21 protein-coding genes are annotated in these 23,782 nt (G+C 45.9%); 1 reads left to right on the plus strand and 20 read right to left on the minus strand.

What is annotated here, in order from left to right:
- Window positions 1-2: 2 nt before the first annotated feature.
- From ARA78_RS07320 to ARA78_RS07390, 15 genes are all read right to left on the minus strand, one after another.
- Complete coding sequence (locus ARA78_RS07320) at window positions 3-2,669, minus strand: cation-translocating P-type ATPase (protein WP_055147798.1); 2,667 nt, start codon at window positions 2,667-2,669, stop codon at window positions 3-5.
- A 327-nt stretch (window positions 2,670-2,996) separates the two neighbouring features.
- On the minus strand, window positions 2,997-3,344 hold the full coding sequence (locus ARA78_RS07325) for a P-II family nitrogen regulator (RefSeq protein ID WP_004850656.1): 348 nt from the start codon (window positions 3,342-3,344) through the stop codon (window positions 2,997-2,999).
- Window positions 3,345-3,376: 32 nt separating this feature from the next.
- Window positions 3,377-4,621: an ammonium transporter gene (locus ARA78_RS07330; RefSeq protein ID WP_022058952.1), complete on the minus strand. Its 1,245-nt coding sequence runs from the start codon at window positions 4,619-4,621 to the stop codon at window positions 3,377-3,379.
- Between the two features lie 296 nt (window positions 4,622-4,917).
- On the minus strand, window positions 4,918-5,592 hold the full coding sequence (locus ARA78_RS07335) for a zinc dependent phospholipase C family protein (RefSeq protein ID WP_055147801.1): 675 nt from the start codon (window positions 5,590-5,592) through the stop codon (window positions 4,918-4,920).
- 160 nt (window positions 5,593-5,752) lie between these two features.
- Entirely contained in the window at window positions 5,753-6,694 is a 942-nt protein-coding gene (locus tag ARA78_RS07340) for an EamA family transporter (RefSeq protein WP_055147804.1), read from the minus strand.
- A gap of 323 nt (window positions 6,695-7,017) precedes the next feature.
- Complete coding sequence (locus tag ARA78_RS07345) at window positions 7,018-7,719, minus strand: response regulator (protein ID WP_015534217.1); 702 nt, start codon at window positions 7,717-7,719, stop codon at window positions 7,018-7,020.
- Entirely contained in the window at window positions 7,712-9,688 is a 1,977-nt protein-coding gene (locus tag ARA78_RS07350; protein WP_055280313.1) for an ATP-binding protein, read from the minus strand. The genes ARA78_RS07345 and ARA78_RS07350 overlap by 8 nt, the downstream gene beginning before the upstream one ends.
- 63 nt (window positions 9,689-9,751) lie before the next feature.
- Window positions 9,752-10,006 (minus strand): hypothetical protein, encoded by a 255-nt coding sequence (locus tag ARA78_RS07355; RefSeq protein WP_015534219.1) that lies wholly within the window; start codon window positions 10,004-10,006, stop codon window positions 9,752-9,754.
- Window positions 10,007-10,021: 15 nt separating this feature from the next.
- The gene (locus ARA78_RS07360) at window positions 10,022-10,669 is read right to left on the minus strand and encodes a potassium channel family protein (protein ID WP_015534220.1); all 648 of its coding nucleotides are present in this window, start codon (window positions 10,667-10,669) and stop codon (window positions 10,022-10,024) included.
- Window positions 10,670-10,684: 15 nt separating this feature from the next.
- Window positions 10,685-12,022, minus strand: a complete 1,338-nt coding sequence (locus tag ARA78_RS07365; protein ID WP_055224440.1) for a TrkH family potassium uptake protein — start codon at window positions 12,020-12,022, stop codon at window positions 10,685-10,687.
- A gap of 310 nt (window positions 12,023-12,332) precedes the next feature.
- Window positions 12,333-14,084, minus strand: coding sequence for a 1-deoxy-D-xylulose-5-phosphate synthase (locus tag ARA78_RS07370; RefSeq protein ID WP_055280314.1), 1,752 nt, complete (start codon window positions 14,082-14,084; stop codon window positions 12,333-12,335).
- A 21-nt stretch (window positions 14,085-14,105) separates the two neighbouring features.
- Complete coding sequence (locus ARA78_RS07375; protein WP_004850681.1) at window positions 14,106-14,510, minus strand: MerR family transcriptional regulator; 405 nt, start codon at window positions 14,508-14,510, stop codon at window positions 14,106-14,108.
- 231 nt (window positions 14,511-14,741) lie between these two features.
- Entirely contained in the window at window positions 14,742-14,996 is a 255-nt protein-coding gene (locus tag ARA78_RS07380) for a helix-turn-helix domain-containing protein (RefSeq protein WP_015534224.1), read from the minus strand.
- 517 nt (window positions 14,997-15,513) lie between these two features.
- Window positions 15,514-15,939 carry a DUF4186 domain-containing protein gene (locus tag ARA78_RS07385; RefSeq protein WP_055280315.1) on the minus strand — a complete coding sequence of 142 codons (426 nt, stop codon included), beginning with the start codon at window positions 15,937-15,939 and terminating at the stop codon, window positions 15,514-15,516.
- A gap of 50 nt (window positions 15,940-15,989) precedes the next feature.
- Complete coding sequence (locus ARA78_RS07390) at window positions 15,990-16,373, minus strand: VOC family protein (protein ID WP_015534226.1); 384 nt, start codon at window positions 16,371-16,373, stop codon at window positions 15,990-15,992.
- A gap of 258 nt (window positions 16,374-16,631) precedes the next feature.
- Between ARA78_RS07390 and ARA78_RS07395 the strand changes: the two genes are divergently transcribed.
- Window positions 16,632-17,927 carry a serpin family protein gene (locus ARA78_RS07395; protein ID WP_055280316.1) on the plus strand — a complete coding sequence of 432 codons (1,296 nt, stop codon included), beginning with the start codon at window positions 16,632-16,634 and terminating at the stop codon, window positions 17,925-17,927.
- A 138-nt stretch (window positions 17,928-18,065) separates the two neighbouring features.
- On the opposite strand, the gene ARA78_RS07400 is transcribed toward ARA78_RS07395, so the two are convergent.
- The 5 genes from ARA78_RS07400 to ARA78_RS07420 form a co-directional block, all read right to left on the minus strand.
- Window positions 18,066-18,371, minus strand: a complete 306-nt coding sequence (locus ARA78_RS07400) for a hypothetical protein (RefSeq protein WP_055147822.1) — start codon at window positions 18,369-18,371, stop codon at window positions 18,066-18,068.
- A 333-nt stretch (window positions 18,372-18,704) separates the two neighbouring features.
- Window positions 18,705-20,972, minus strand: coding sequence for an ATP-binding protein (locus tag ARA78_RS07405; RefSeq protein ID WP_055280317.1), 2,268 nt, complete (start codon window positions 20,970-20,972; stop codon window positions 18,705-18,707).
- A 19-nt stretch (window positions 20,973-20,991) separates the two neighbouring features.
- Window positions 20,992-22,893: an HD domain-containing phosphohydrolase gene (locus ARA78_RS07410; RefSeq protein ID WP_055280318.1), complete on the minus strand. Its 1,902-nt coding sequence runs from the start codon at window positions 22,891-22,893 to the stop codon at window positions 20,992-20,994.
- 104 nt (window positions 22,894-22,997) lie between these two features.
- The gene (locus tag ARA78_RS07415) at window positions 22,998-23,315 is read right to left on the minus strand and encodes a helix-turn-helix domain-containing protein (RefSeq protein WP_070097475.1); all 318 of its coding nucleotides are present in this window, start codon (window positions 23,313-23,315) and stop codon (window positions 22,998-23,000) included.
- A 174-nt stretch (window positions 23,316-23,489) separates the two neighbouring features.
- The gene (locus tag ARA78_RS07420) at window positions 23,490-23,771 is read right to left on the minus strand and encodes a homing endonuclease associated repeat-containing protein (protein ID WP_055271920.1); all 282 of its coding nucleotides are present in this window, start codon (window positions 23,769-23,771) and stop codon (window positions 23,490-23,492) included.
- Between the last annotated feature and the right edge of the window lie 11 nt (window positions 23,772-23,782).

Genomic DNA, 23,782 nt, shown 5'->3' on the forward strand with positions numbered 1-23,782 from the left:
GTCTATCTCCTATTATCCTGTATGGCCTTAATGATCTGTATTATCGCAGTTGGTGCAAATGCAAGTCCTGCTATCTTCAGCACATCCGCTGCTCCAAGACTTACCACGCTGAACAGACTGTGAAGTCCCGGTATGAACAGGACCGCAGCCAGAAATGCCACTCCGGCTAAAAATGCATATACGCTGTATTTATTTGATCTAAATCCAAGCTTAAACATCGACTCCTCACTTCTGCAGTTAAAACCATGGAACAGTCTGGCAAGTGTCAGTGTTGCAAATGCCATGGTAGTGGCTTTTGCCGGACTTACCGGCAGTCCAAGATGGAATGCTGTCATGGTCGCTACAGCGATGAGAAGGCCCTCCGAGAGCATCTTTGCCATAAAGTCAGATGTCAGGATTCCCTTCTTAGGATCCCTCGGTTTTTCTGATAGCAGCGATGGGTCAGCCGGCTCCATTCCTATCGCGAGCGCAGGAAGAGAATCTGTGAGTAGGTTGATGAACAACAGATGTACCGGTGCAAACGGAACAGGCAGGGCGGCTATCGAGGTGTAAAGCACCGCCAGTATTCCAGCTGTGTTTCCTGACAGCAGGAACAGTATCGCATTCTTTATGTTCCTGTATACATTTCGTCCATTTGACACAGCCTTGATGATGGTTGCAAAGTTGTCATCTGAGAGGATCATGGCCGCCGCGTCCTTGGACACCTCCGTGCCGGTTATTCCCATGGCAACACCTATGTCTGCCTTCTTGAGTGCAGGGGCATCATTGACACCATCGCCTGTCATGGCTACTATATTGCCGTTCTTCTGCCATGCATCGACTATCCTTATCTTATTCTCCGGTGACACCCTGGCATATACAGATATCTTTGTTATGTCACGTGCAAGCTCCTCATCAGACAGAGCGTCAAGCTCCTCTCCCGTGAGTGCCATGTCCCCATCTTCGTATATTCCGATCTGCTTCGCTATGGCAACCGCTGTGATCTTGTGGTCTCCAGTTATCATGACCGGCTTTATGCCCGCACGCCTTGCATCGGCAACCGCTGCCATAGACTCCGGACGTGGTGGATCCACCATGGACACAAGTCCAAGAAATGTAAATCCATACTCTGTATCAACACCCAGTACCTCGTCACTTTCCTTATATGCAAATGACAGTACACGGAGGCCATTCTCTGAGAATGCCTTGTTCTGAGCCTTGATCTTCGCTTTTTCTTCATCTGTCATAGGCTTTACGCCATCGCTATATCTCACGCTCACGCATCTGTCAAGCAGCACATCCACAGCACCCTTGGTGAGTATGGTCGGAACCCCATGAAGCAGATACTTTGTACTCATAAGCTTTCTGTCCGAGTCGAACGGAACCTCCTCCATTCTGTCCATGCAGTCCCTGAGTACATCCTCCTTCAGACTCCATTTTACAGTCTCCGCAGGAACAGAGATACCTGTACCATCCGTCTCCATGCCTGGCATCATGTGGACCTGACGGAACATCTCAAGCAATGCATATTCCGTCGGATCTCCTATTCCTTTTCCATCCACTATGCTGGAATCATTGGTGAGAACCGCATCATATAGCAGATATCTGTGGAGCTGGTTATGGGAATCAAGCTCCTCCGGCTTGTAAAGTTTTCCATCCAGATATATCTCCTGCACGGTCATCTTGTTCTGTGTAAGTGTTCCGGTCTTGTCTGAGCAGATGACTGACACACATCCAAGGCTTTCAACCGCCTTGAGGTTCTTGATGATCGCATTCTCCTTCGCCATCTTCTGGGTGCCAAATGCCTGCACGATGGTAACTATCGAACCAAGAGCCTCAGGTATAGCTGCAACTGCAAGGGCGACTGCGAACATCATGGAATCAAGCACCGCCATCTTCCTGTATATACAGAGGACAAATACCAGCGCGCACACGATCATGATGAATGCCGCAAGCCTTGCACTGAACTTGTCAAGACTCTCCTGAAGCGGAGTCTTTCTCTCCTTTGCCGCATTCATAAGTCCTGCGATCTTACCGAGCTCCGTATCCATTCCTGTTCCGGTCACAAGCACCTCTGCTCGTCCGTATGTAACAAGACTTCCTGAATACACCATATTTGTCCTGTCTGCAAGAGGCACGGAACCTTCTATTATTGCATCATTCTTTTCCACATTTGTAGATTCTCCGGTGAGTGAACTCTCATTTACCTGGAGTGAGAAGTTCCTGAGTATCCTTCCATCGGCAACTATCATATCGCCCGCCTCGAGCAGCACGATATCACCCGGAACTATCTCGCGGGACGGAAGCTCCTGCTTCACACCATCTCTCATAACTTTTGCATTTGGGGATGAAAGCTGTTTCAAACTGTCAAGCGAACGCTCGGCTTTCACATGCTGCACCGTTCCAAGCACAGCATTCATGACGAGTACCGCCAAGATTACTATGGTACTCTCGATATTGTCAGAAAACATAGAAATGACCGCTGCTATGATCAGTATGATCACCAGCAGGTCACAAAACTGGCTGAGGAACACCTGTAATGTGCTCTTTCTCTTGCCTTCCTGGAGAACATTTTCTCCCTTTTCACTGCGGATCTCCTCTGCCCGCTCCGTCGACAGTCCGCGGCTGTCTGTCTTGAATTCTTTTAGTAATTCATCACCGGAACAGTTCCAAAAATTTTTCTCTGTCATACACACCAGACTCCTTTTCTTCTTAATCTCTGTAAACAGGTTGTGTGTGTCATGCAAAGAAAAAGGAACGAGACCTTCATTGCATGATAAACACACAATAAAAGTCTCGTTCCTTTCAAGTTCTATATACGCTACTATATATACTCCGAAAGCGTGCGTCCCGGTTCCCTGCACAGGTATGTCCCAGCCAGAAAACGTGATGACGAGATCGCACAACATCTTATAACCGATGTGAACTACTCCCTGATATTTCCGACATAATAACACGGGAACCCTTTGATTGTCAAAGGATTCCCGGCTAGTATTTGGTAAAGAATTTATAAACTTTTAATTCAACGCATCATATCCGCTCTCCTTTGTACGGATCTTAGTTGCAGTACGGATCTCGTAGCTGAATATCTTGCCGTCTCCAACCTCGCCTGTATATGCCGCCTTCTGGATAGCCTCGATGGTCTTCTTCTCCCATTCCTCAGATGACACAACTATCTCAAACTTGATCTTCGGCTGCATCACCACATCTACCTCCGTACCACGGACAAGCTTCTTATATCCTCTCTGTGCTCCGCATCCCATAACCTGAGATACTGTAATTCCATTTACATCTATGGCATTCAACGCTTCCTTGACGTCCTCAAAGACCTCCTCGCGCACGATAGCCTCAACCTTTATCATCATAATAGATCTCTCCTTCCTATATCTTTGCTGTCCTACGAATCAAGTCCATTGAATGTTGGATATGCACTCTCGCCGTGCTCTGAGATATCCAGACCTACCTTTTCTTCTCTGTCTGTTACACGGAGCGGTGTGAAAAGTCTCACAATTCCAAGACAGATAAGTGTTCCGACTACGGCAACTACGATCGTAACCACAATGCCAACAAGCTGCATCAGGAACAAATGTACATCTCCGAATACCAGACCATCCCAACGAGCTACACTGTTGATCGAGCTCTTTGCAAATAAACCTGTTGCGATACCTCCCCAGATACCGCCGATACCATGACATCCAAATGCATCAAGTGCATCGTCTATCTTCAGCTTACCCTTAAGGAATGATATTGTAAAGCAGCAGATCGGGCTGACAAGCGCACCGATGATGAATGATGACCAGATCGGCACAAATCCAGCGCCAGGTGTTATAGCCACAAGACCGACAACAAGACCTGTCGATGCACCGACCAGGGTAGGCTTTCCATCCTTTATCACATCTATTATCATCCATGAGAGCATTGCGCTGGCACTGGCAATTGCCGTTGTCATGAATGCATGTGCTGCAAGACCATTTGCGCCGAGGGCACTTCCGGCATTGAAACCGAACCATCCAAACCAAAGGATGAATGCACCGAGTGCTACAAATGGAATGTTGTGAACTCTGTATGCTGTGTTCTCATATCCCTTTCTTCTTCCAAGGATGATAGAGAATACAAGAGCGCTCACACCTGAACTTATATGTACTACATTTCCTCCCGCGAAATCAACTGAACCGATCTCTCCGAGGAAACCACCCTGGCCCCATACCATGTGAGCCATCGGATAATAAACGATGATCGACCAGAGCATGATGAAGAAGAACAACGCCTTGAACTTCACACGTCCGACCAGTGAACCGGTGATAAGCGCCGGTGTGATCATGGCGAACATCATCTGAAATGCAACGTATACAAGATGAGGTATATTGTCCGCATAAGGACCAGCCTCATCCATCTTTATCCCGTTAAGTGCAAACCACTTGAGATCTCCTATAACACCTCCGTGATTAGTGCCAAATGAGAGTGAGTAACCGAACAACACCCACATGACAACTGAAAGTCCCATGATGGCCGTACATGCCATGATGGTATTTACAACATTTTTCCTCCTGACGAGGCCTCCGTAGAAGAATGCAAGTCCGGGTGTCATGAAGAACACCAGAGCCGCACAGATCATAATAAAACCAGTATCTCCCGTATTCATAGTTTCTTCCTCCTTAATTATACTCATCTGGGGAACGCGATATCTCATTCTCCCATGGGGACGGAGGTACCTGTCCCCTCCGTCTCCATTGTCGAAACAAAAAAGGCGCCAAACGAATCTTTTCGATTCATTTGACGCCTTTGTCGTGATTTATAATAGCAGACTTCAGAAAATAATGCAAGGGGTAATTTTAAATTGTTTTTCGCAAGCTATTATGTTGTTTTTGTGAAGTTTCTTAACTAAATCTTTATCGTGCACTCAATTTAGACATATCAGATTTTTTACGGCTGCTATTTCTACGCCACCCCTGTAGACTCCATTCCAGTCTTGCCAGCTGCTGCCATACTTGCATTTGCCGTAACCGGGATATGTTCCTTATATGCAATTACAACATCCCGCATGGATGGCACTGACACACTCTCTGTCTGCCAGAACCGCTCTGTAACCACGGATATTGCATGTGTGATATGTCTGTAATCATTCTCGCATCCCAGAGCCTCACTGACATACCTGTCATGCATTTCTCTGAGATATTCCACTATGTCTCGCCCATCATCTATGCTTTCCATATTGACACCTACTGAAGATATCGTCTTATTCACATAGTCATGCAGCTCTGTCTCGTACTGGCAGTGTTCTCTAAGATTCCCAGGAAATATACTGTTGTGCGGATATGTGAATGAATCTGCCACGTAGTGAACAAGCTTTCCGAGAAGAAAGCTCTGTCTTATAGTTCCCATTCCGCCTTTTTCAAGTTTCTTTGTAAGTTTTTCCATATACTTTTGGACATTTTCATAGTTGTGTCCTCTAAGCTTCTCCTCGCCATGGATGCTGCCCCTGAAATAAGTCAACATATTGATATCCGGCTCTATGCTGCCAAATATGAACGCCGCCTTCTTCAGCTTAGATGCGCCGGCATCCATATGATCCATAATATATCTGCTCAGATTCATGTGGTCTGCTGTTCTCATATTTAACGCCTCCTGCCTGTTCTGCCATCAAGCACAGCTTGATAAGCTTCTCATGTACAAATGTATCCTCTATACCTTTTTCGTTGTATATAGTGTAAACGATAGATATAAAATCCACAGGAAGAAACTATAAATACTTTCTAAATAGACCGTAAAATATTCAGAAATTCATGGCAATTAAGAGAGTTCCAGCAGTGATGCATACCACGCCAACAGCCGCTTTCTTGGTCAGCTTTTCATGGAACACGATTCCTGAAAATGCAATGGTGATGAGCATGCTCAGCTTGTCTATCGGTACTACCACGCTTGCCGGTCCGTCCTGAAGTGCCCTGTAATAACACAGCCAGGATGCTCCCGTGGCTATTCCGGAGAGCGCAATAAACAGCAGCTCCTTCATCTCTATGCCATTTATCTCATGCTGTTTTCCTGACACAAACACCATAAGCCAAGCCATGACAAGAACCACCGTTGTCCTGATCGCCGTGCCCAGATTTGAGTTGATATCCGATATCCCTACCTTGCCGAGTATCGCTGTCAGACTGGCAAAAACAGCTGAGAGCACGGCGTACAACAGCCAGCTGCCATGCAAAAGTCCCATTCCCCGCTGTTTCTGTGCCACACTGCCACCGTCTGTTGACATATGTTCGACATCTTTCCCTGACAGCTCCTGATCATCTGCAGTTTTCTTTTTGGTGATCATAAGCATAGTGCCCACACCTATCATAACTATTGAGATACCCTTAACCCAGGTGATCCCCTCATGTAGGAATATAAGGGCAAGCAGAATCGTGAGCACGGTGCTTGATTTGTCTATGGGAACGACCTTGTTGATATCCCCTTTCTGCAGCGCCCTGAAATAACACAGCCAGGATGCGCCGGTTGCAAGGCCGGAGAGGACCAGAAAAAGCAAAGTCTTGCCGCTGATATATGTGTCTGCAGTCCAGGCTCCTGTGACAAGAACCATCAGCCAAGCAAACAGCAGAACCACAACTGTCCTTATGGCCGTCGCCACATCAGAATCCGTCTTTCTTATACCGCATTTTGCAAGTATCGCCGTGATTCCCGCAAAGAACGAAGAACCAGCAGCAAATAATATCCACATTTTACGCGCCTCCCATTTATATGTGACCGTAAGACACACTTACATTTATCATTTTGTATCATCTTTATAGCTAACAGGAAAATGATTAGAAAAAATTTTGATCTTTGATTAAGGTTGCGGGCGTAACAGTTACTGCAAAGTGATTTATTCTACAATGGCGGCGTCCGTCAGTCTGGAATAGTGAGCAGTATATTTCCGTAAAAACAGCAAAGCCGCCCGGTTTCGGACGGCAAATTGGCACAGGCTGTGTTTTATACTCCCCAAAGCAAAGCCAAGCACTTTTCTATTGCATATAAGTTCAAATCCTTGTTTTCTCGCTTTTCTCAGTCTACCCGCAGCATACGGTAACCGACGCCGATATGCGTCTGAATGTATTGCGGACTGTCCTTTTGCGACTCCAGCTTTTTGCGCAGGGTCGCCATAAACACCCGCAGAGAAGCAATATCTTTTTCCCAGCTGCTGCCCCAAATCTGCTGCGTGATATAGGTGTGCGTCAGCACCTTTCCGACATTATGAGAGAGCAGACACAAAAGCTTGTATTCAATCGGGGTCAGGTGCAATTCCTCCCCATTTAGATAAGCACAGCCGGCAGCATAATCAATTTTAAGCTTGCCGTTTTGGAAAACGGGTGAGTCGGCGTCGCCGCTTGCCTGAAGCAGCAGCAGCCGTCTTTGCGTGACCCGAAGGCGTGCCAAAAGCTCCTCTATGGAAAAGGGCTTTGTCAGATAGTCGTCCGCCCCGGCATCCAGCGCCGTGATTTTGTCTTTATCCTCGCTGCGCGCACTGATCACAATAATGGGCATATTTGACCATGAGCGGATGCTTTCGATCACCTGTGTGCCGTCGATATCCGGCAACCCCAGATCCAGCAGAACGATATCCGGGTTATGGGAGGTCGCTTCTATAATAGCGCTGTGTCCGTTCTCCGCGGTCAGGTAGCGGTAATCGTGCGCCTTTAATGTTGTTACGATCAGATTGCGGACGGGACGGTCGTCCTCCACAACGAGAACAAGGGGTTTATTCATTCAGAGTCACCTCGCTGAGCGGTAAAGTAAAGGTAAATATGCAGCCGTGCGGTACGTTATCCGTAAGCGTCAGCGTTCCGCCGTGCAGCTCTACGATAGATTTACACAGGGTAAGCCCGATCCCGAAGCTTCTGCGGCTGTCTGCAACGGTATTTTTCCCGGTGTAAAACATCTCAAAAATATGCGGTTTCATATCGTCTGCAATTCCGTTTCCGTTATCGGCGACTCGGATTACGGCATCCCCGCCCTGTTTTTCGGCACTTACGCAGATCTCGGAGCCTTGTTCGGTATATTTCAAAGCATTATCAATAAGGTTGACAATGACCTGCACGATAAGCTGTGCGTCCATACGGGCAAGGATCAAATCGTCGCACCTTACCGTCACCTTGTGTCCGACGGATTTTTTCTTCAAGTGCGAAACGGCTTCGTTGACCACTTCGTCTACAAGCTGGTCGGTAAGCTCCAGCTTCAGGCGTCCGTCATTCAGCCGTGTAACATACAGCAGATTTTCCACCACGCCGATCAGCCATTCGGAATCGTCATAAATATCTTTATAGATCTGCTGCTTGGTTGCTTCGTCCAGGCAGTTTCCGTTATGCAAAAGCGTGTCCGCATTACCCGAAACGGAGCAAAGCGGCGTGCGCAGATCGTGTGAGATCGACCGCAAAAGGTCGGCGCGCAGCTGCTCGCTTTTTGCAAGATCTGCCGCCCGTTCCTTTTCGGCGGCGTTGTGAGCATTATCCATTGCCAGCGCACATTCGTTCACAACCGAAAGTACGATGCTGCTCTCAAATGAATCGGGCTTTTCGGGTTTCATCGGTATCCCGATTACACCGTATACTCTGCCGCCTGCACGGATCGCAAGATAAAGACATTCGGATTTTCCAAACTGTGCTGTCGCTGCTCCTGCACGGCAACCGTTTTGAAGCACCCATTCTGCGGTCTGCCGCTCTGCATCGCTTAGCAGCTTTTCAGCGTGTGTATCCTTTTTTTCGGCATACAGCCGCCCGGACAACATTCCGTTTTCGCCTTTCGTATAGGCAACAATGCTTCGGTCAAGCAACCGCGAGAGCTGCATACAGGTCACGCTTAAAACATCATCGTTGCTTTTTGCTTTTTGCAGCAGACGATCAGTGTCGAACAGCACCTGCACACGGAACGCGGAGCGAGCCGAGAGCCTTGCATGATCTTTCAGCTTCGAGGCAAGCGTGCCGGTGAGAACGGAAGACGCCAGCATGACTGCAAAGGTAACGGGATAGCCTACGGCATATGTCTGAAAGGACAACCTGGGTTCGGTAAGGAAAAATCCGAACAATACAACACTTAGAAGTGAGCCTGCCATACTGCAAAGGTATCCTTTGGTCAAAACGGAGATCATCAGCACACCTAGGATGTATACCGTAACGATATTGGTATCGGGAAAGTCGAGATGGTCGAACAGAAACCCGATCGCCGTACATACGGCAAGCGCCAGGACGGTCACGGCAATATCCCGCAGCGACGGTATCTCTGCACCTAAGAACAGACGGCGTCTGTGCGGCTTTGTGTAGTTCAGTGCATCGGGAATAATATGAATGTCAACATCGGGGGCGGAGGAGATCAGCTTTTCAGTGAGAGTCGGTCTTCCGAACAGCCATCTGCGTCTGGCACTGCTTTGCCCGATCACAATTTTTGTGACATCGGAAAGCCTGACATATTCCGAGATCTGCAGCGGTACATCCTCGCCGTGCGTCATAACGATCTCAGCGCCGAGCCTTTGCGCGAGCTGTATGTTCTGGGAAAGTCGGGCCTGATCCTCATCATTTATGACCGTATCCGTCTGCACATAGATGGCGGTAAATCTTGCATGAAGGGTCTTAGCCATCTTTGCGGCGGTGTGTATGATCCTTGCATTGGACGGAGAAGAGGATAGGCAGACAAGGATATGCTCGTCTGTATCGAATTTTGACTGTTCGTTTTGTACTTTCATCGGTTTCACCGCCATTTTTATTTTATTATTATACAGTAAAACTGTAAAAAAATCTACCGCAGTCTAAAAATCATTCTTCTGCCCATCGGAAAGAATAATATCGACATTTCCGTGCGTTTCACGAAAACGGCGGATCTCACATAATATTTCACTTTCGGACAGCCCCTGCGGCAGCAGAATTTCGGAAGGCTCACGGGATTCGTTTTCCTTTAACAATGCTTTTCTGTTTTCTTCAAGAAATCGATCCAGCCTGCTCATAAGATAAAATCCGAAAGCAAATATGCCAAGCAGGCTGACGATCAGCAATAGTTCAGCCATCCTCACTCACCTCTGTTAAATGCGAAAACACTTTTGCAGTTCTTTGTAAGCACCGAGAACCAAAAGAGTGGTCTTGTTCGTAAGAACGGTTTCCGGTGAAACTGCCATATTGATTTTTCCGTTCTCCTTGGTCGCCATGATATTGATGCTGTATTTTCTGCGGATATCCAGCTCTCCGACGGTTTTTCCGATCCACCCCTCCGGAACCTCTACCTCAAAAATGGCATGAGCCTCATCGACCTCGATGTAATCCCGTATGTGATCGGCGGTGTACCGAATAGCAGCCCAATTTGCTACCTGTTTTTCTGGGTAAACGACCTCGTCCGCTCCGTTACGCAGAAGAAATTTCTCCTGCACATCACGCTCGGCACGGGATACAACTAATTTTGCGCCGAGTTCTTTCAGCAAAGAAGTGGTTTCCAGCGAATTTTGAAAATTTCCTCCTATGGTGACTATGCACACATCAAAGTTTCCGATTCCGAGCGACTTTAAAAATTCCGTGTTTGTGCTGTCACCTATCTGTGCGTTAGTAACGATCGGCAGAATTTTATTGACCCTTTCTTCGTTGCTGTCTACCGCCATCACCTCATGCCCGAGCTTATTCAGCTGCAAAGCGATATGCCTACCGAATCTGCCGAGACCTATCAACAATATGTTTTTCATAATATAGTAACTCCTTTATCCGACTGTGATATTTTCGAGCGGCAGCTTTGCACCGCTCTGATTTTTATTGGAGATCGCCGCGTAAATCAGGGTAAGTCCGCCGACTCTGCCGAGATACATCAAGACGATCAAAATAAGCTGAGAAAGAACACCGAGTTGCGGTGTGATCCCAAGGGTAAGCCCGACCGTTCCGACAGCGGACGCCGTTTCGTAAAGGCAGGTGCTAAGCGGCAGACCTTCTGCCGTGCTGATAACAATGCCGCCGACAAAAAACAGCAGGAAATACATTACGGCAACGGCTGCGGCGTTTTTCACTGCCGAACCGTCAATGCGCCTGCCGCAGACTTCGACATCGTCCTTTTTGCAACAGACGGAGAATGCACTCAGAATCAGAACGGCAAGCGTGGTCGTTTTCATACCGCCTGCCGTGGAGCCGGGCGATCCGCCGACGAGCATCAGCAGAATCATAATTGCCTTGGAGGAACCGGTCATAGCGGGAAGATCGGCGGTATTGAAACCGGCGGTTCTCGGTGTGACAGACTGAAAAAGCGACGCAAGAATCCTTTCGGCGAGCGGCAGCCCCGTAAAATCACAGAAGAAAAAGAATACTGCGGGAGCGATAATGAGGATTGCCGTTGTTACCAATATGACCTTACTTTGCATACGGTATTTTTTGAAATGCCACTTGTTTGTGTAAATATCATCCCAGGTCAAAAATCCAATACCGCCCACAATAATTAAAAGCATAATTGCAATGTTTATTGTAGGCTCTCCGATGTATCCCGTAAGAGACGGGTATTTGTTTTCTGCGGTGCCGAGTATGTCAAAGCCGGCGTTGCAAAAGGCGGAAATCGAATGAAATGCCGCCATCCAAATTCCCTTGATACCGAAGTTTCCGCAAAATGTCGGCAGCATGACGATCATTCCGATAAGCTCGATCAAAAAAGTTCCCCGTACAATAAAGCGGGTTAGGCGGACGATCCCGCCGACCTTCGGGGCAGAGATGGCGTCCTGCATGGTACTGCGCTGCATCAGCGATATTTTTCTGCCGGACAGCATGGCGAAAAATGCCGCAACTGTCACAACACCGAGCCCGCCTATCTGGATCATCAGCAGTATTACCGTCTGCCCGAAAGCGGACCAATAACTGCCCGTATCCTGCACGACCAGCCCCGTAACGCAAACGGCCGAGGTCGATGTGAACAGCGCCTCGTGAAACGGCGTAACAACTCCGGCAGTCGATGAAAACGGCAGCATCAATATCAGTGCTCCGAGCAGAATAACCCCGGCAAAGCCTAAAACGATCAGCTTAAAGGATGACAGTCGCTTTTTTCTATGTGTAATTTCAGACATATATACTTCTCCTATTTTTGTTTGTTTACAAAGAGTATATCATGAAATATAAAAAAACGGTGTAATGATCCGGTGTGCTGTATTAAGATTGCATTAAGGCTCTCGGCTTTGACAAAGACACCGCCGAAGGAGCCATATCAATTCTGACAGAACTCGGCATCATATCATGATCAGACATTTGAATAAAATATCCCCATATAATTTCTGGGAATAAATAATTTCAGAATTATATGGGGCATTTTATGTCTGTTCTATATTTCTACTAATAAATTATTCATATAAACATATCTATCATAGATAATCATATACTTTACAACAATCCCTTAACGTCCTCTGCGATCATCTCCGCATCAAGACGATTATCCTTAAGAACCTCTTCGACATCGTACCTGTCAAGGAATTCCTTCTTAAGACCATAATTCAGTACCTTCATATCCGAATCACCATAGAATCTTGCAATCTTCTCGCCAAATCCGCCGTCCAGTATACCATCCTCGATGGTGACGACAACCGAGTGATCTGCCTTGAGGCTTTCGAGAAGCTCCTCGTCAAGCCCTGTGATATAGTAAGGATTGATGACAGTGGCATCTATTCCAAGCTCACTCTTCATCTCGTCTGCAACGGCATTTGCCAGACTGTAGAAGGTTCCAAGGCCGAGTAGGGCAACCTTGCTTCCCTTCTGTGTCACCTCATATTTATTCAGATCTCCAAAGTTCTTCGTAACAGGTCTTCCACTTACCATCGCACCACCTGGAAGCTTGATGGCCACCGGATGCTCATTCTGCTCTATGCTCCAGTCAAGCATGGCAATATACTCTTCCTTTGTTGTCGGAGCAAGATATACAAGATTCGGGATATTTGAAAGCATCGGGATATCCTGAAAGCCCAGATGTGTCACATCGTTCATTCCATATACAGACCCTGCAAATGTCACTATAGTGGCTGCATTGTTGTTGATACAGAGATCCTGGGATATCTGGTCAAATGTTCTCTGCACAAATGAGCTATACACACCGAACACTGGCTTTCCGCCGCCTGCTGCAATTCCTGATGCAAGTGCCACCGCTGTCTCCTCTGCGATTCCCACGTCAACAAACTGCTTTCCGGCCTCACGTCTCTTATCCTCTGTAAATCCTATAACTGTCGGTGTTCCCGCTGTGATGGCAACGACCTTTGGATCCTTCTTCATCTTGTCAAGCAGGTAATCACAGGACACGCTTGAGTAGTCCTCCTCGTCACCTTCAAATAACGATCTTCCTGTCTCTATGTCAAACGGTCCGCTGTAGTGCCACTGCTCCTTGTGCTCCTCGGCTGGTGCATAACCCTTTCCCTTGAGGGTTCTGATGTGGACCACAACAGGCTTCTTTGAATCTTTTACCTTCTGGAATGTGTCTATGAGGGCTGCCACATCATTGCCTTCGTGCACGTAATAATAATCAAGTCCCATGGCGCGGAACAGATTGCACTCTGCTGTTCCCTTAGTATCTCTGAGTAATTTGAGATTTGTATAGAGTCCTCCGTGGTTCTCAGCTATGGACATATCGTTGTCATTTACAACTATGATGAGGTTGCCATCCAGTTCTTTAGCGTAGTCCAAGCCTTCAAGGGCCTCTCCTCCTGACAGGGAGCCATCACCTATCACCGCTATCACATTTCCCTCTGCGCCCTGAAGGTCCCTTGCCTTTGCAAGACCTGCAGCCAGACTGATGGATGTTGAGGTATGTCCAACCGTGAAGAAATCGTGCTCGCTCTCATGCGGGTTGCTGTAACCAGTCACATCATCATAGTGCTCCTCATAGAGGTATGCATCCTTTCTTCCAGTAAGCATCTTGTGCGGATAGCTCTGGTGTGACACGTCATACACAATCTTATCCTTAGGTGACTCAAATACATAGTGAAGTGCTATGGTTGCCTCAACCATACCAAAGTTCGGTCCAAAATGTCCGCCGTGCTTGCTGGCTCTGATGAGAAGTGCATGTCTCATCTCGTCTGCAAGTGTTCCCATCTCGTCTACTGTCAGTTTCTTTACATCCTGTGGTCCGTTGATATTTTCAATATACATTTTTTCTTTATCCTCCTGTTTTTACATAGTGCATTCGCCATCGGTAATTTTCCCGTCCCATACAAGCTTGCCGGTCTTCACGGCCTCCTCATATTTGGATATCTTGTAATGTAATCTATCCATGGTGGCTTCAATCTGTTTTCTCTGCTCCTCAAGTTTCTCATACTGCTCCTTAAGGAGATCCAGCCTCGCGCCAAATGTAGCATCTCCCATCTGGAACAGTTTTACATATTCAATAAGCGCCTCTATCGGAACACCAGCATTTCTCATGCATACAGTGTGTTCAACCCAATCGACATCCTTTTCCTGATAATCTCTGTTGCCACTGGCATTTCTCGCTACAGGAGGGATAAGCCCGACCCTCTCGTAATACCTGAGCGTATCAGCGGTGATATCAAACTTTTCACTTACCTCTTTGATAGTCATATTGCCACCTCTTTCCTAATTTCAAGAAAACCTTTCTATTTATAGCTATATGCACTCACACAATACCTATATGTTACATTGAATATATCACTTGGAGCTCACTCCAAGTCAACCCCCAATTTTCACCCCTTATGGGGACGGAGGTGCCTGACCCCATACAGGATATAAAAGAGGCGGGCAACGTAGTTACCGCTGTCCGCCTTTATATACATGAATATGTAAATTTTTATGCTACGCACTGATTCCAACTGTCGAGCAGATGTTTACTGCAATGATATCATCCACTGTTACACCAAAGATGGCGGCCAGAATGATCAGGTTGTCTACGGTTGGCATAGCCATACCCTTCTGCCACTTGTATATCGCATTTGGAGTGGCAAATCCAAATATATCCTGCAGATCCTTTACAGAAAAACCTGCATTCTGTCTAAGCTTCACAATATTTCTGCCTGTTCCTGTCATGTCAATTGTTGGTACATTACACATAATACTTCCCTCCCAAAATTCTCATCTCATCTGCATTGCTACAATTGTGACAGATTTCTTCTTCACAAAGACGAGTTAAAAAACACGCAAAAAACGCCCATCCACATGAATACTTCTATAATACTCACATGGATGGACGCTTTTTCGTACATCATGATTCCAATCTATAAATGCTGATAGATCTGGCTGATCTCAGTCTATCGAAACCTATCTGATCTGTTATGTATTTGCTCAGATCATTCAGGTCAGCATATTTGTATGATCATGTTCCGTACGCTCTCGCCCTGTACCATATGAGTACATATGTTCACGCAGCTTATCATCTGTATATAAAGTATTCCCTGCCACATCACTATTAAACTCTCGGGTTATGTATTTAGCGAAAACTATACTTAACATGATTCTTTCCTTTCCTGACTACCCTTCCGGGTTCCTTTTCCTAAGTCATTTTTTATTGGTGTGTCCTGATTTTCTTCTTTTATTTGACCACCTAAACTGTACTCTACCACAAATATAATTATTTGTCATTACACCGCTGGTATAAAATCATTTTATCCCCGGACCGACCTTTATCCCCGGCTGCTTCAAGCTCACTCACTATCCAGGTCATGATAACATCCACCAGATACTCCTGCTGTCTTGGACCAAGCTCCACTCCCGGGGCAAATGTATGCCACTTACGTATGCATTCCCGGCAGCATGTAGCCGTCGCATGCTGTGCCACAAATACCGGATGTCCCCGCATGGGAGTCTGCTTTCCGTCATTTGGTATGAATGCCGGAGCTTCCCTCTGCGCTATGAAATCCCGTGCATGCTGTCTTATGGTATCCAGCCCCTTTTCATGTATATAGTCGATATCTTTCTGTGTCAAATGAAATCCACTGCGAAATTTCGACCTTCCCAGACGTTCAAAAAGCCGGGCGTACCATTCTTCCTTTGTCAACCCTATCATCTCCATGTAATTCTATAACAGAAAGTCTCTACAACTCTTCATCATTTCTCACAGAAAAATTCTATCTCCTCGCCAAGCGGTCCTCGGCAGAACGCGATCCTTGCCGGAAACCTTGGATCCGACTGGATCTCTATGTCCTTTGGCTCTACAAACACCTCATATCCTGCCTTTCTCACTGCCGAAACACAGGCATCCACATCCTCTGTGGCAAATGCAAAATGTCTTATATTTCCCTGCGGAAGCGGTGACTCACCATCCTCAAACACCTCGATGATGCCATCTCCAGTGTCAAACATGATCCCGCCATCCCATTTTCTCGCAACTGAAAGTCCCAATATATCACCATAAAACTCTGCTACATTCTTATACTCTTCGCTGCTGCAGCACTTAAGTGCCACATGATGTATTCCTTTTATAAGCGCCATCGTATTGCCTCCTTATGAAAACTGATTCTAAAAGCTGATTGAACCTTTATGATTAATATATATCTAATCCGTGCATTTTCCAAGTTCATTGTTCACTATCTCACGAATCTCATATAAAAACCTCTCATATAAAAATTTGTTGAAAAAGTCCACAAAAAAGCTCTTGATACTCGTATATATATTGAGAGTTAATGATATACCAGTTACAATAAGTCATCGGGACGATACGATGGGCTTTACAATAAGGAGGTTTCAACTATGAAAAAACGAATGACAGCTTTACTACTCAGCGCCTGTATGTGTGCAGGTCTTGCCGGCTGCGGCACAAATACACCGGGGAATAATCCCGGTCACACCAAAACTGATTCGTCGGTCACTTCCCTCACTGACAACATCACTGTGACTCCGGTCAAAACGGATATAACATCATTTGACCAGCTAAAGAACGGAATCAATGAATTCTCTATGAATATGTATTCTGCACTTCCAGCTGACGAGAACATATTTTACTCGCCTTACAGCATTGCAAGTGCACTGTCCATGCTGGATGTAGGTGCCGGCGGTACAACAAAAAATGAGCTAGAAAACGCTCTCGGCATAACAGATCTTGACGAGTGGAATGCTGAAATGAAGACATATCTGTCAAAAGACTGGTCACAGAATACATTTGTCAACACAGCAAATTCAGTATGGATGAACAAGGATACATCCTGGTCAGCTGACATAGAAAAGGATTTCCTTACACCTGCCAAAGATTACTACTCAGGTGAGGTGTATGAAGCAGACTTCAACGGTCAGCCGGACAAAGTTGTACAGAATGTCAACAATTGGGTCAGCACAAACACTAACAAGATGATCCCTGAAATCTTAAAGGAGATTCCTGGTGGAACCGTGATGATGCTCATAAACGCAGTTTACTTCGAGGGGAAATGGGATACTCCTTTTACCGAGGATAAAACTTTTCAGAGCAGCTTCTACGGAACCGACAAGGAAAGCGTTGTTGATATGATGCATCTCTACGGTGAGCACTTCACATACATGGACAACGGTGAGATCAAAGGAATCACTCTTCCATACGACGGCGACAATGTTGTCATGAAGGTGTTCATGCCAACCGCCGATGACGGAGACATAAATGAACTCTTTGACAAACTAAGCAACGAAGAAAAACAGAAGCTCATCGACTCTCTGGATAATGCCAACAACGTAGAGATCGATACACTCCAGCTCCCAAAATTCACAGATGAGCAGAGCATTGACGGTCTCGATGAAATTCTTCAGAACATGGGAATAAGATCTGCATATTCAGACAGCGCAGACTTCTCCAAGATTGCCGACGGAATCGCAGTCTCATCTGTAAATCACAGGGCAAAGGTTATCGTGGACGAGAACGGAACCAAGGCCGCAGCAGAGACAGACATCATGGTCAAGGAAACAGCAATGATGCCAAGTGAAGAAACATATAACTTTATTGTGGACAAGCCATTTGTGTATGTGATTGAAGATCAGAGCACAGGAATGATCCTGTTCATGGGCAGGGTGAATTCGCTGTAATTTTTGATTATCGACACATACCAGGACTTGCTTCAGCAGCTTTTACTCGCAAAAAATGGAACATTTTCACTTTTCTTTGCGAATATCAAAAAAGCACACAAGATCTCAAAATCTTGTGTGCTTTTTTCTATAGGCCCGCTATTCCGACTTTCTCTCTGAATTCTCATTGGATTCTGTCGTGTCACCTGTTTCTCTGAGATTCTTCTCTCTTATATACTGAATAGCCTCTTTTACGGCTGCTTCCTCCTCATCCTTTGCTATCTTTCTTGCATAGGATACAGTCTTTACTAGGTTGGCTATGAGTATAATGGCAAGCGGAACAAGAATTATGGGTACAAATATAAGTGGGTTAGACACAAGCCTCACTATCTTGCCAAGTATGAGTGACGACCACACCACCCTGCCAAGTAGGTCTCTTGAGTCCACATCATAACGGTCCACCACATTATTGGCGTCGCCCTTTGTAATATACCTATAATTATTACCATCCGTCTCTATCGAGACAACTCTATGTGTATTTACCGCACCAGAAAGAGCCGGATCCGATGAATAAAATGATATGACATCATTCTCCTTTATGGCTGATGGATCTGTCTGCTTAACAATTGCCTAGTCTCCCCCATTTTTCAAATAATACAATATTGTATATCATAATGACGTATTATTATATGGGAAAATGTCAAGTATTCATGTATTAGTAATCTGTTTTTGTGCATATTGCAATATTGCATATGTGCACTATGTTCTACATTCTATCGTCTTGTGAAAATATCGGACCTACTGAGCGGTTGTCACACGGCACCAGTCAAGTACAGCCGAGTAAGAAGCCATCACACTCTCATGCATCTTGCAGATCATATCCACATCAAGTTCTTTAACCGCATTCTCCAGCTCCTGCGCCTCATCGCCCAGCTCCATGGCTCCGATCGTTCTGGATGTACTTTTTACCGTATGTATCAATATCCTGTAACCGTCCCAATCTTTTTCATCATAAGCCCTCTGTATCTCTGCGCGCTTGTCGTCAGCTGCATACATTGATATGATTTCTTTCAAAAAGTCTTCACTGCCCCCGCAGTATGTAAGACCTTTCTCGTGGTCAATGTGAACTTCTTTCCAGGATGTGTCTGAATTCTGTTTTTCCATAACACCTGCGGTGTCGTCTACGGTTCCGGCACCCATTGTTGGGCTTTCCCGATCTTCATCACATACCGTCGGATCCACCAGCTTATCCTCAGGTATATATATCATCAGGATATCTTCCAGCACCTCCGGCTGCACAGGCTTGCTGATATAATCCTTAAATCCTTCCGCCAGATACATCTCTCTTGCACCCATGACAGCATTTGCAGTCATGACTATATATGTACTCCTGCCACACAGGCTGTCGCGCATGAGCATAGCACGGTGAAATGTCTCCATGCCATCCATCTCAGGCATCATGTGATCCATAAGGATGATATCATACCTGTACTTTTTTATAAGCTCCAGACACTCGGCACCGCTGGCACAGGTCGAAACCTTCATACGTGTAGGCTTAAGCATCATCTTGATAACTTTCAGATTCATGACATTGTCATCTACAACAAGAACACTGACATCCGGGGCACACAATTTGCTCTTATACGTCTTTCTCTCCTTCATATACTGTCTGTACCTGTCCTTAAAATCGCCTATTCTCTCATCGGACAGACGTTCCTGGCTGATTTTTACCACAAATGTAGTTCCATGTCCATACTTACTATGGCAGGTTATACTTCCACCCATCATTTCCACAAGGTGATATGTGATGGCCAGCCCGAGTCCTGTCCCCTCTATAGATCGGTTATTCGACAGATCAAGCCGCTCAAAATCTTTGAAAAGTCTCTCCTGATCTTCCTCTTTTATTCCGATTCCAGTATCACGAACAGCCATGACCAGTTCCACATTACGGGGATCTGCACCATGATCCTCCATATGGACGGTCACTCTGATCGAACCTTTCTTCGTATACTTCACAGCATTTCCAATAAGATTTATCAGGATCCGGCATATTCTGGCGGAATCGCCTTTCAGATCATTGTACAAAATCTCCTGAACCTCGGCATCAAGCTCCAGATTCTTCTGTCTTGCTCTGGACTCCATAACAGACAACACATTGCTGAGCAGCTGGCTGAAATGATATTCCTCATTGACTATCTCCATCCTGCCCGATTCTATCATGGAGAAATCCAGCACATCCCTAACCAGATCTACCAGGATATCACTTGAGCTCTGTATATCCCTGGCACATTTCATGGTTTGTTCCTCGTGTGTCTCTCTCATTATTATCTCATTCATCCCCACTATGGTATTTAGCGGAGTCCTGATCTCATGGGACATATGCGCAAGGAACTCGGATTTGGCATGGTTCGCCACATCAGCATCATCCTTCGCCCTGGTAAGCTCCTCATTTATCTGCTCTATCTCCTCTAGTTTACACTTGTATACGGCATTCTGGAATCTCACTATGGATCCGATAACTATGCCGAATATTATAAGGCTCTGGAGCATGTCTACATACACACTTCTCTCATTTGCCAATGGGATCACCAGTTCTGGGTATTTATACGAGACTATGTAACATGCAACCACCATTATGATCTGGACAGCCAGCATGACATAGCAAAACACGCCATCTATCAGAAGGAATGAGAATATCATGCCTAAGCCAAACCAGAAACCCATACCGCTGTACGCTCCGCCCGAGGTGAAGAACATCATCGGAAATGCCATCAAAGTTATAACAAAAACGATCACTATAGCACTCTGTCTCACCATCTTTTTTGCATTTGCAAGGTAAATGCATATGCCGAGCACAGCCAACGCGCTCAATATGGCAACATCTTGTATAAGTGGAGTTTTGATGATCAGGCTCGCTATAAAGCTGATGATTCCGCCAACGGTGCCTCCACCTGTAATTATATTAAATAGAAGCAGCTGCATGTCCGTATCATTGTTGAGCATCTTCTTCCAAGGTACAGCCTTTGAACTTTTTTTATCTGATTTCTCATTTACTATCTTCCCCAAAGTGTCCCCCCATCTGTATTTAACCGATAACTCCGTACAAGGTCTCAAGGAAAACTATTGGAAGGAACGGCTTCGTAATATAATCCTCAACCCCCATCTGTCTCGCTCTCTCTATCAGCTTATAATCCTTATAAGCTGTTACGAATATGACCGGTACGTCTGTGATCTTTCGTATCTCTTCCAGCGTCTGGAATCCATCCATGTCTGGCATCTCGATATCGAGCAATACTAGGTCTATCTGCTGATTTCCCACTATGTCTATGGCCTGCTTTCCGCTCTCAGCCGCAATGACCTTGTAGAGAGGCTCGTTTTTGCAGATATTCTCTATAAGTCTGATATTTATCTTCTCGTCATCTACAACAAGGATATTGCTGACCATCTTCTCGACCTGTCTCATGTTGTAGTCTTCATCCTCATCAATCATACTGAGCATGACTTCTGCAATGTCCGGATCAAACTGACTGCCCTTGCCCTTCTCCATCTCATCGCGCACTATCTTCTGTGGCAGGGCGTATCTGTAGCTTCGGTTGGATGTCATGGCATCATAGCTGTCCGCCACCGCTATGATCCTTGCACACCTCGGTATATTTTCTCCCTTCAGCCCACTTGGATATCCTGTTCCATCGTACCTCTCGTGGTGATACTTTGCGCCCACCGCCAGTTCCGGAAATGCATTTATATTCTTGAGAATATGGTATCCATTTACACAATGAAGCTTTATCATGGAGAATTCTTCATCCGTAAGTCTTCCCGGCTTGTTGATTATGTTGTCCGGAATACGTATCTTGCCCATATCATGAAGCAGTGCTATCTGATATATCTCGTCCTGCTCCCTGATTGTTCCGCCCATCCGCTTCACCAGCTCACGGCTGTATCTGGCAACACGCACGGAGTGGCCTTTTGTGTATTTGTCCTTTGCATCTATCGTCTTGGCAAATGCCTGCATGACCATATTATTCAGGTCTGTGAGTTCGTTATTTGTCTCATCGAGCTGGCTCATGATTGCATCCGTACTATTCTTGGATCTGGTACAGAAGAACACTATAATTATATATAAAACTATTCCAACGCCTATATCGTAGCCTATCAGGTTTCTTATTCCGTGGTACAGCTTCTCATTTGTGATGACCATGACCACATACCATTCATCAACTATGGAACAGCTGAAAACCGTCACCTTCTTGTCATCAACAACCGCTTGAAATGGTTCGCCGTCATTGTCCGTTATGCCCTTCATGAGTGCAGACATTTCACCCTGAGTATAGTCCTGTCCTACATCTTTCTTGTCTGAATGGGTTATCACCAAGCCTGACTTGTCGCAGACGAATGCATATCCCTGACCATTTAATTTGATATTTTCCGTCTCAGCCTGTATTTGATCCAGAGTTACATCCAGAGATATTACGCTCACACCATCATAGAGTAACTGGCTGACTGACATCAGAATATCACCTGTCTGCGCATCGATGTACGGCTGGCCCAGGGTTGGCTGGCCGTCTGCCGCCACTGCTGCCTTGTACCATGCCCGCTCCTGAGGAACATAATCATCGTCGGGAACCCAGCCTATACCATCCAGGTATTCGCCGTTTATAAAGCCATATACGCCTGTGAATGCAGCATCTATATCCTGGAGATAATAATCTGATTCATTTGTGAGAAAGTTCAGTATATCCTGCTCCGGCCTGCCTTCTCTCATCATATGCTCCACAGTGATCTTCGTAACTTCCACCGCATCCACGGCTCGATTCAGATACGAATTCATATATTCCTGCTCCTGCTTAACAGTCTCTGCCGCCAAAGCCAGAGTATCATTCACTGACTTCTTATAAAATGTCATGATCGTACACAACGACAGTACCACAATTGCCACAAAACTCACTATCAGCGTCAGTATATACTGCCTCTTGCTTGCATTCTTCATACCGAATCCCCCATCTCACGTACATTATTCCGGTCCCAGATCAGCTCAAGTTTATACTTACATATAAATATAATTGTAACACACTACCACCATTAATCAAATATTTAATGGGGACGGAGGTCCGTCCCCAGAGATAAATGACACCCGTTAGAGCGCGCCCATGGCGCGCAAACAAAAACAACCTCCTGGCGGTTTCCCACCAGAAGGTCGTCAATCCCTACCCCGAATAGGCAGGCCATTGCATACATGTTGTCAAATGTAGGAAGGCATTCGCCCCTCTGCCACTTGTAGATCGATACAGGTTCATTGAACCCGAGAAATGCCTGCAATGCTTTTACGGTGATTCCTTTCTGCTCTCTCACTTCTTTGATCCTCTTGCCTGTTGCACAAAGGTCGATCATTGGAAAATTGTTCTGTGTCATAAATGATACCTCCCATTGTAAATGCTATAAACTATCTGACTACCAATATCTCCAATAGTCTTATAACTGGGTCAATATCCCGAACACTAATAATAAAATATGTCAGAAGGAATCTACAGATACTATAACACAAATAAACCACAGGTTAAAAGTAAACCTGTGGTTTAAAATTTTTTATTCAGTTTTCCCGTTCTGCTTCGCAAGCTTGTACTGGGTCATCTTCCTCTTGGAAGCTATGCGCTTATGCTTCTTTGCCTCAGCCCGCTCCGCAGACCGGTCAGGAAGAATGCCACAGGCCTCAAGGGCTCTCGGCCATGGCCCAAGGTAGGATTTTATCCAGCCAACCTGCTCCGGTGTAAAGTCTGACTTTTTCGGATATCTTCCAAGTGAAATATATGCGTCCAGAAGCATCTGACAACATTCTTCACGTGTATAGCCAGCTCTCTTGTTCTCCATACCTCTTTCCT

Origin of the sequence: Coprococcus eutactus (assembly GCF_001404675.1) — a bacterium.
Taxonomy (GTDB): Bacteria; Bacillota; Clostridia; order Lachnospirales; family Lachnospiraceae; genus Coprococcus; species Coprococcus aceti.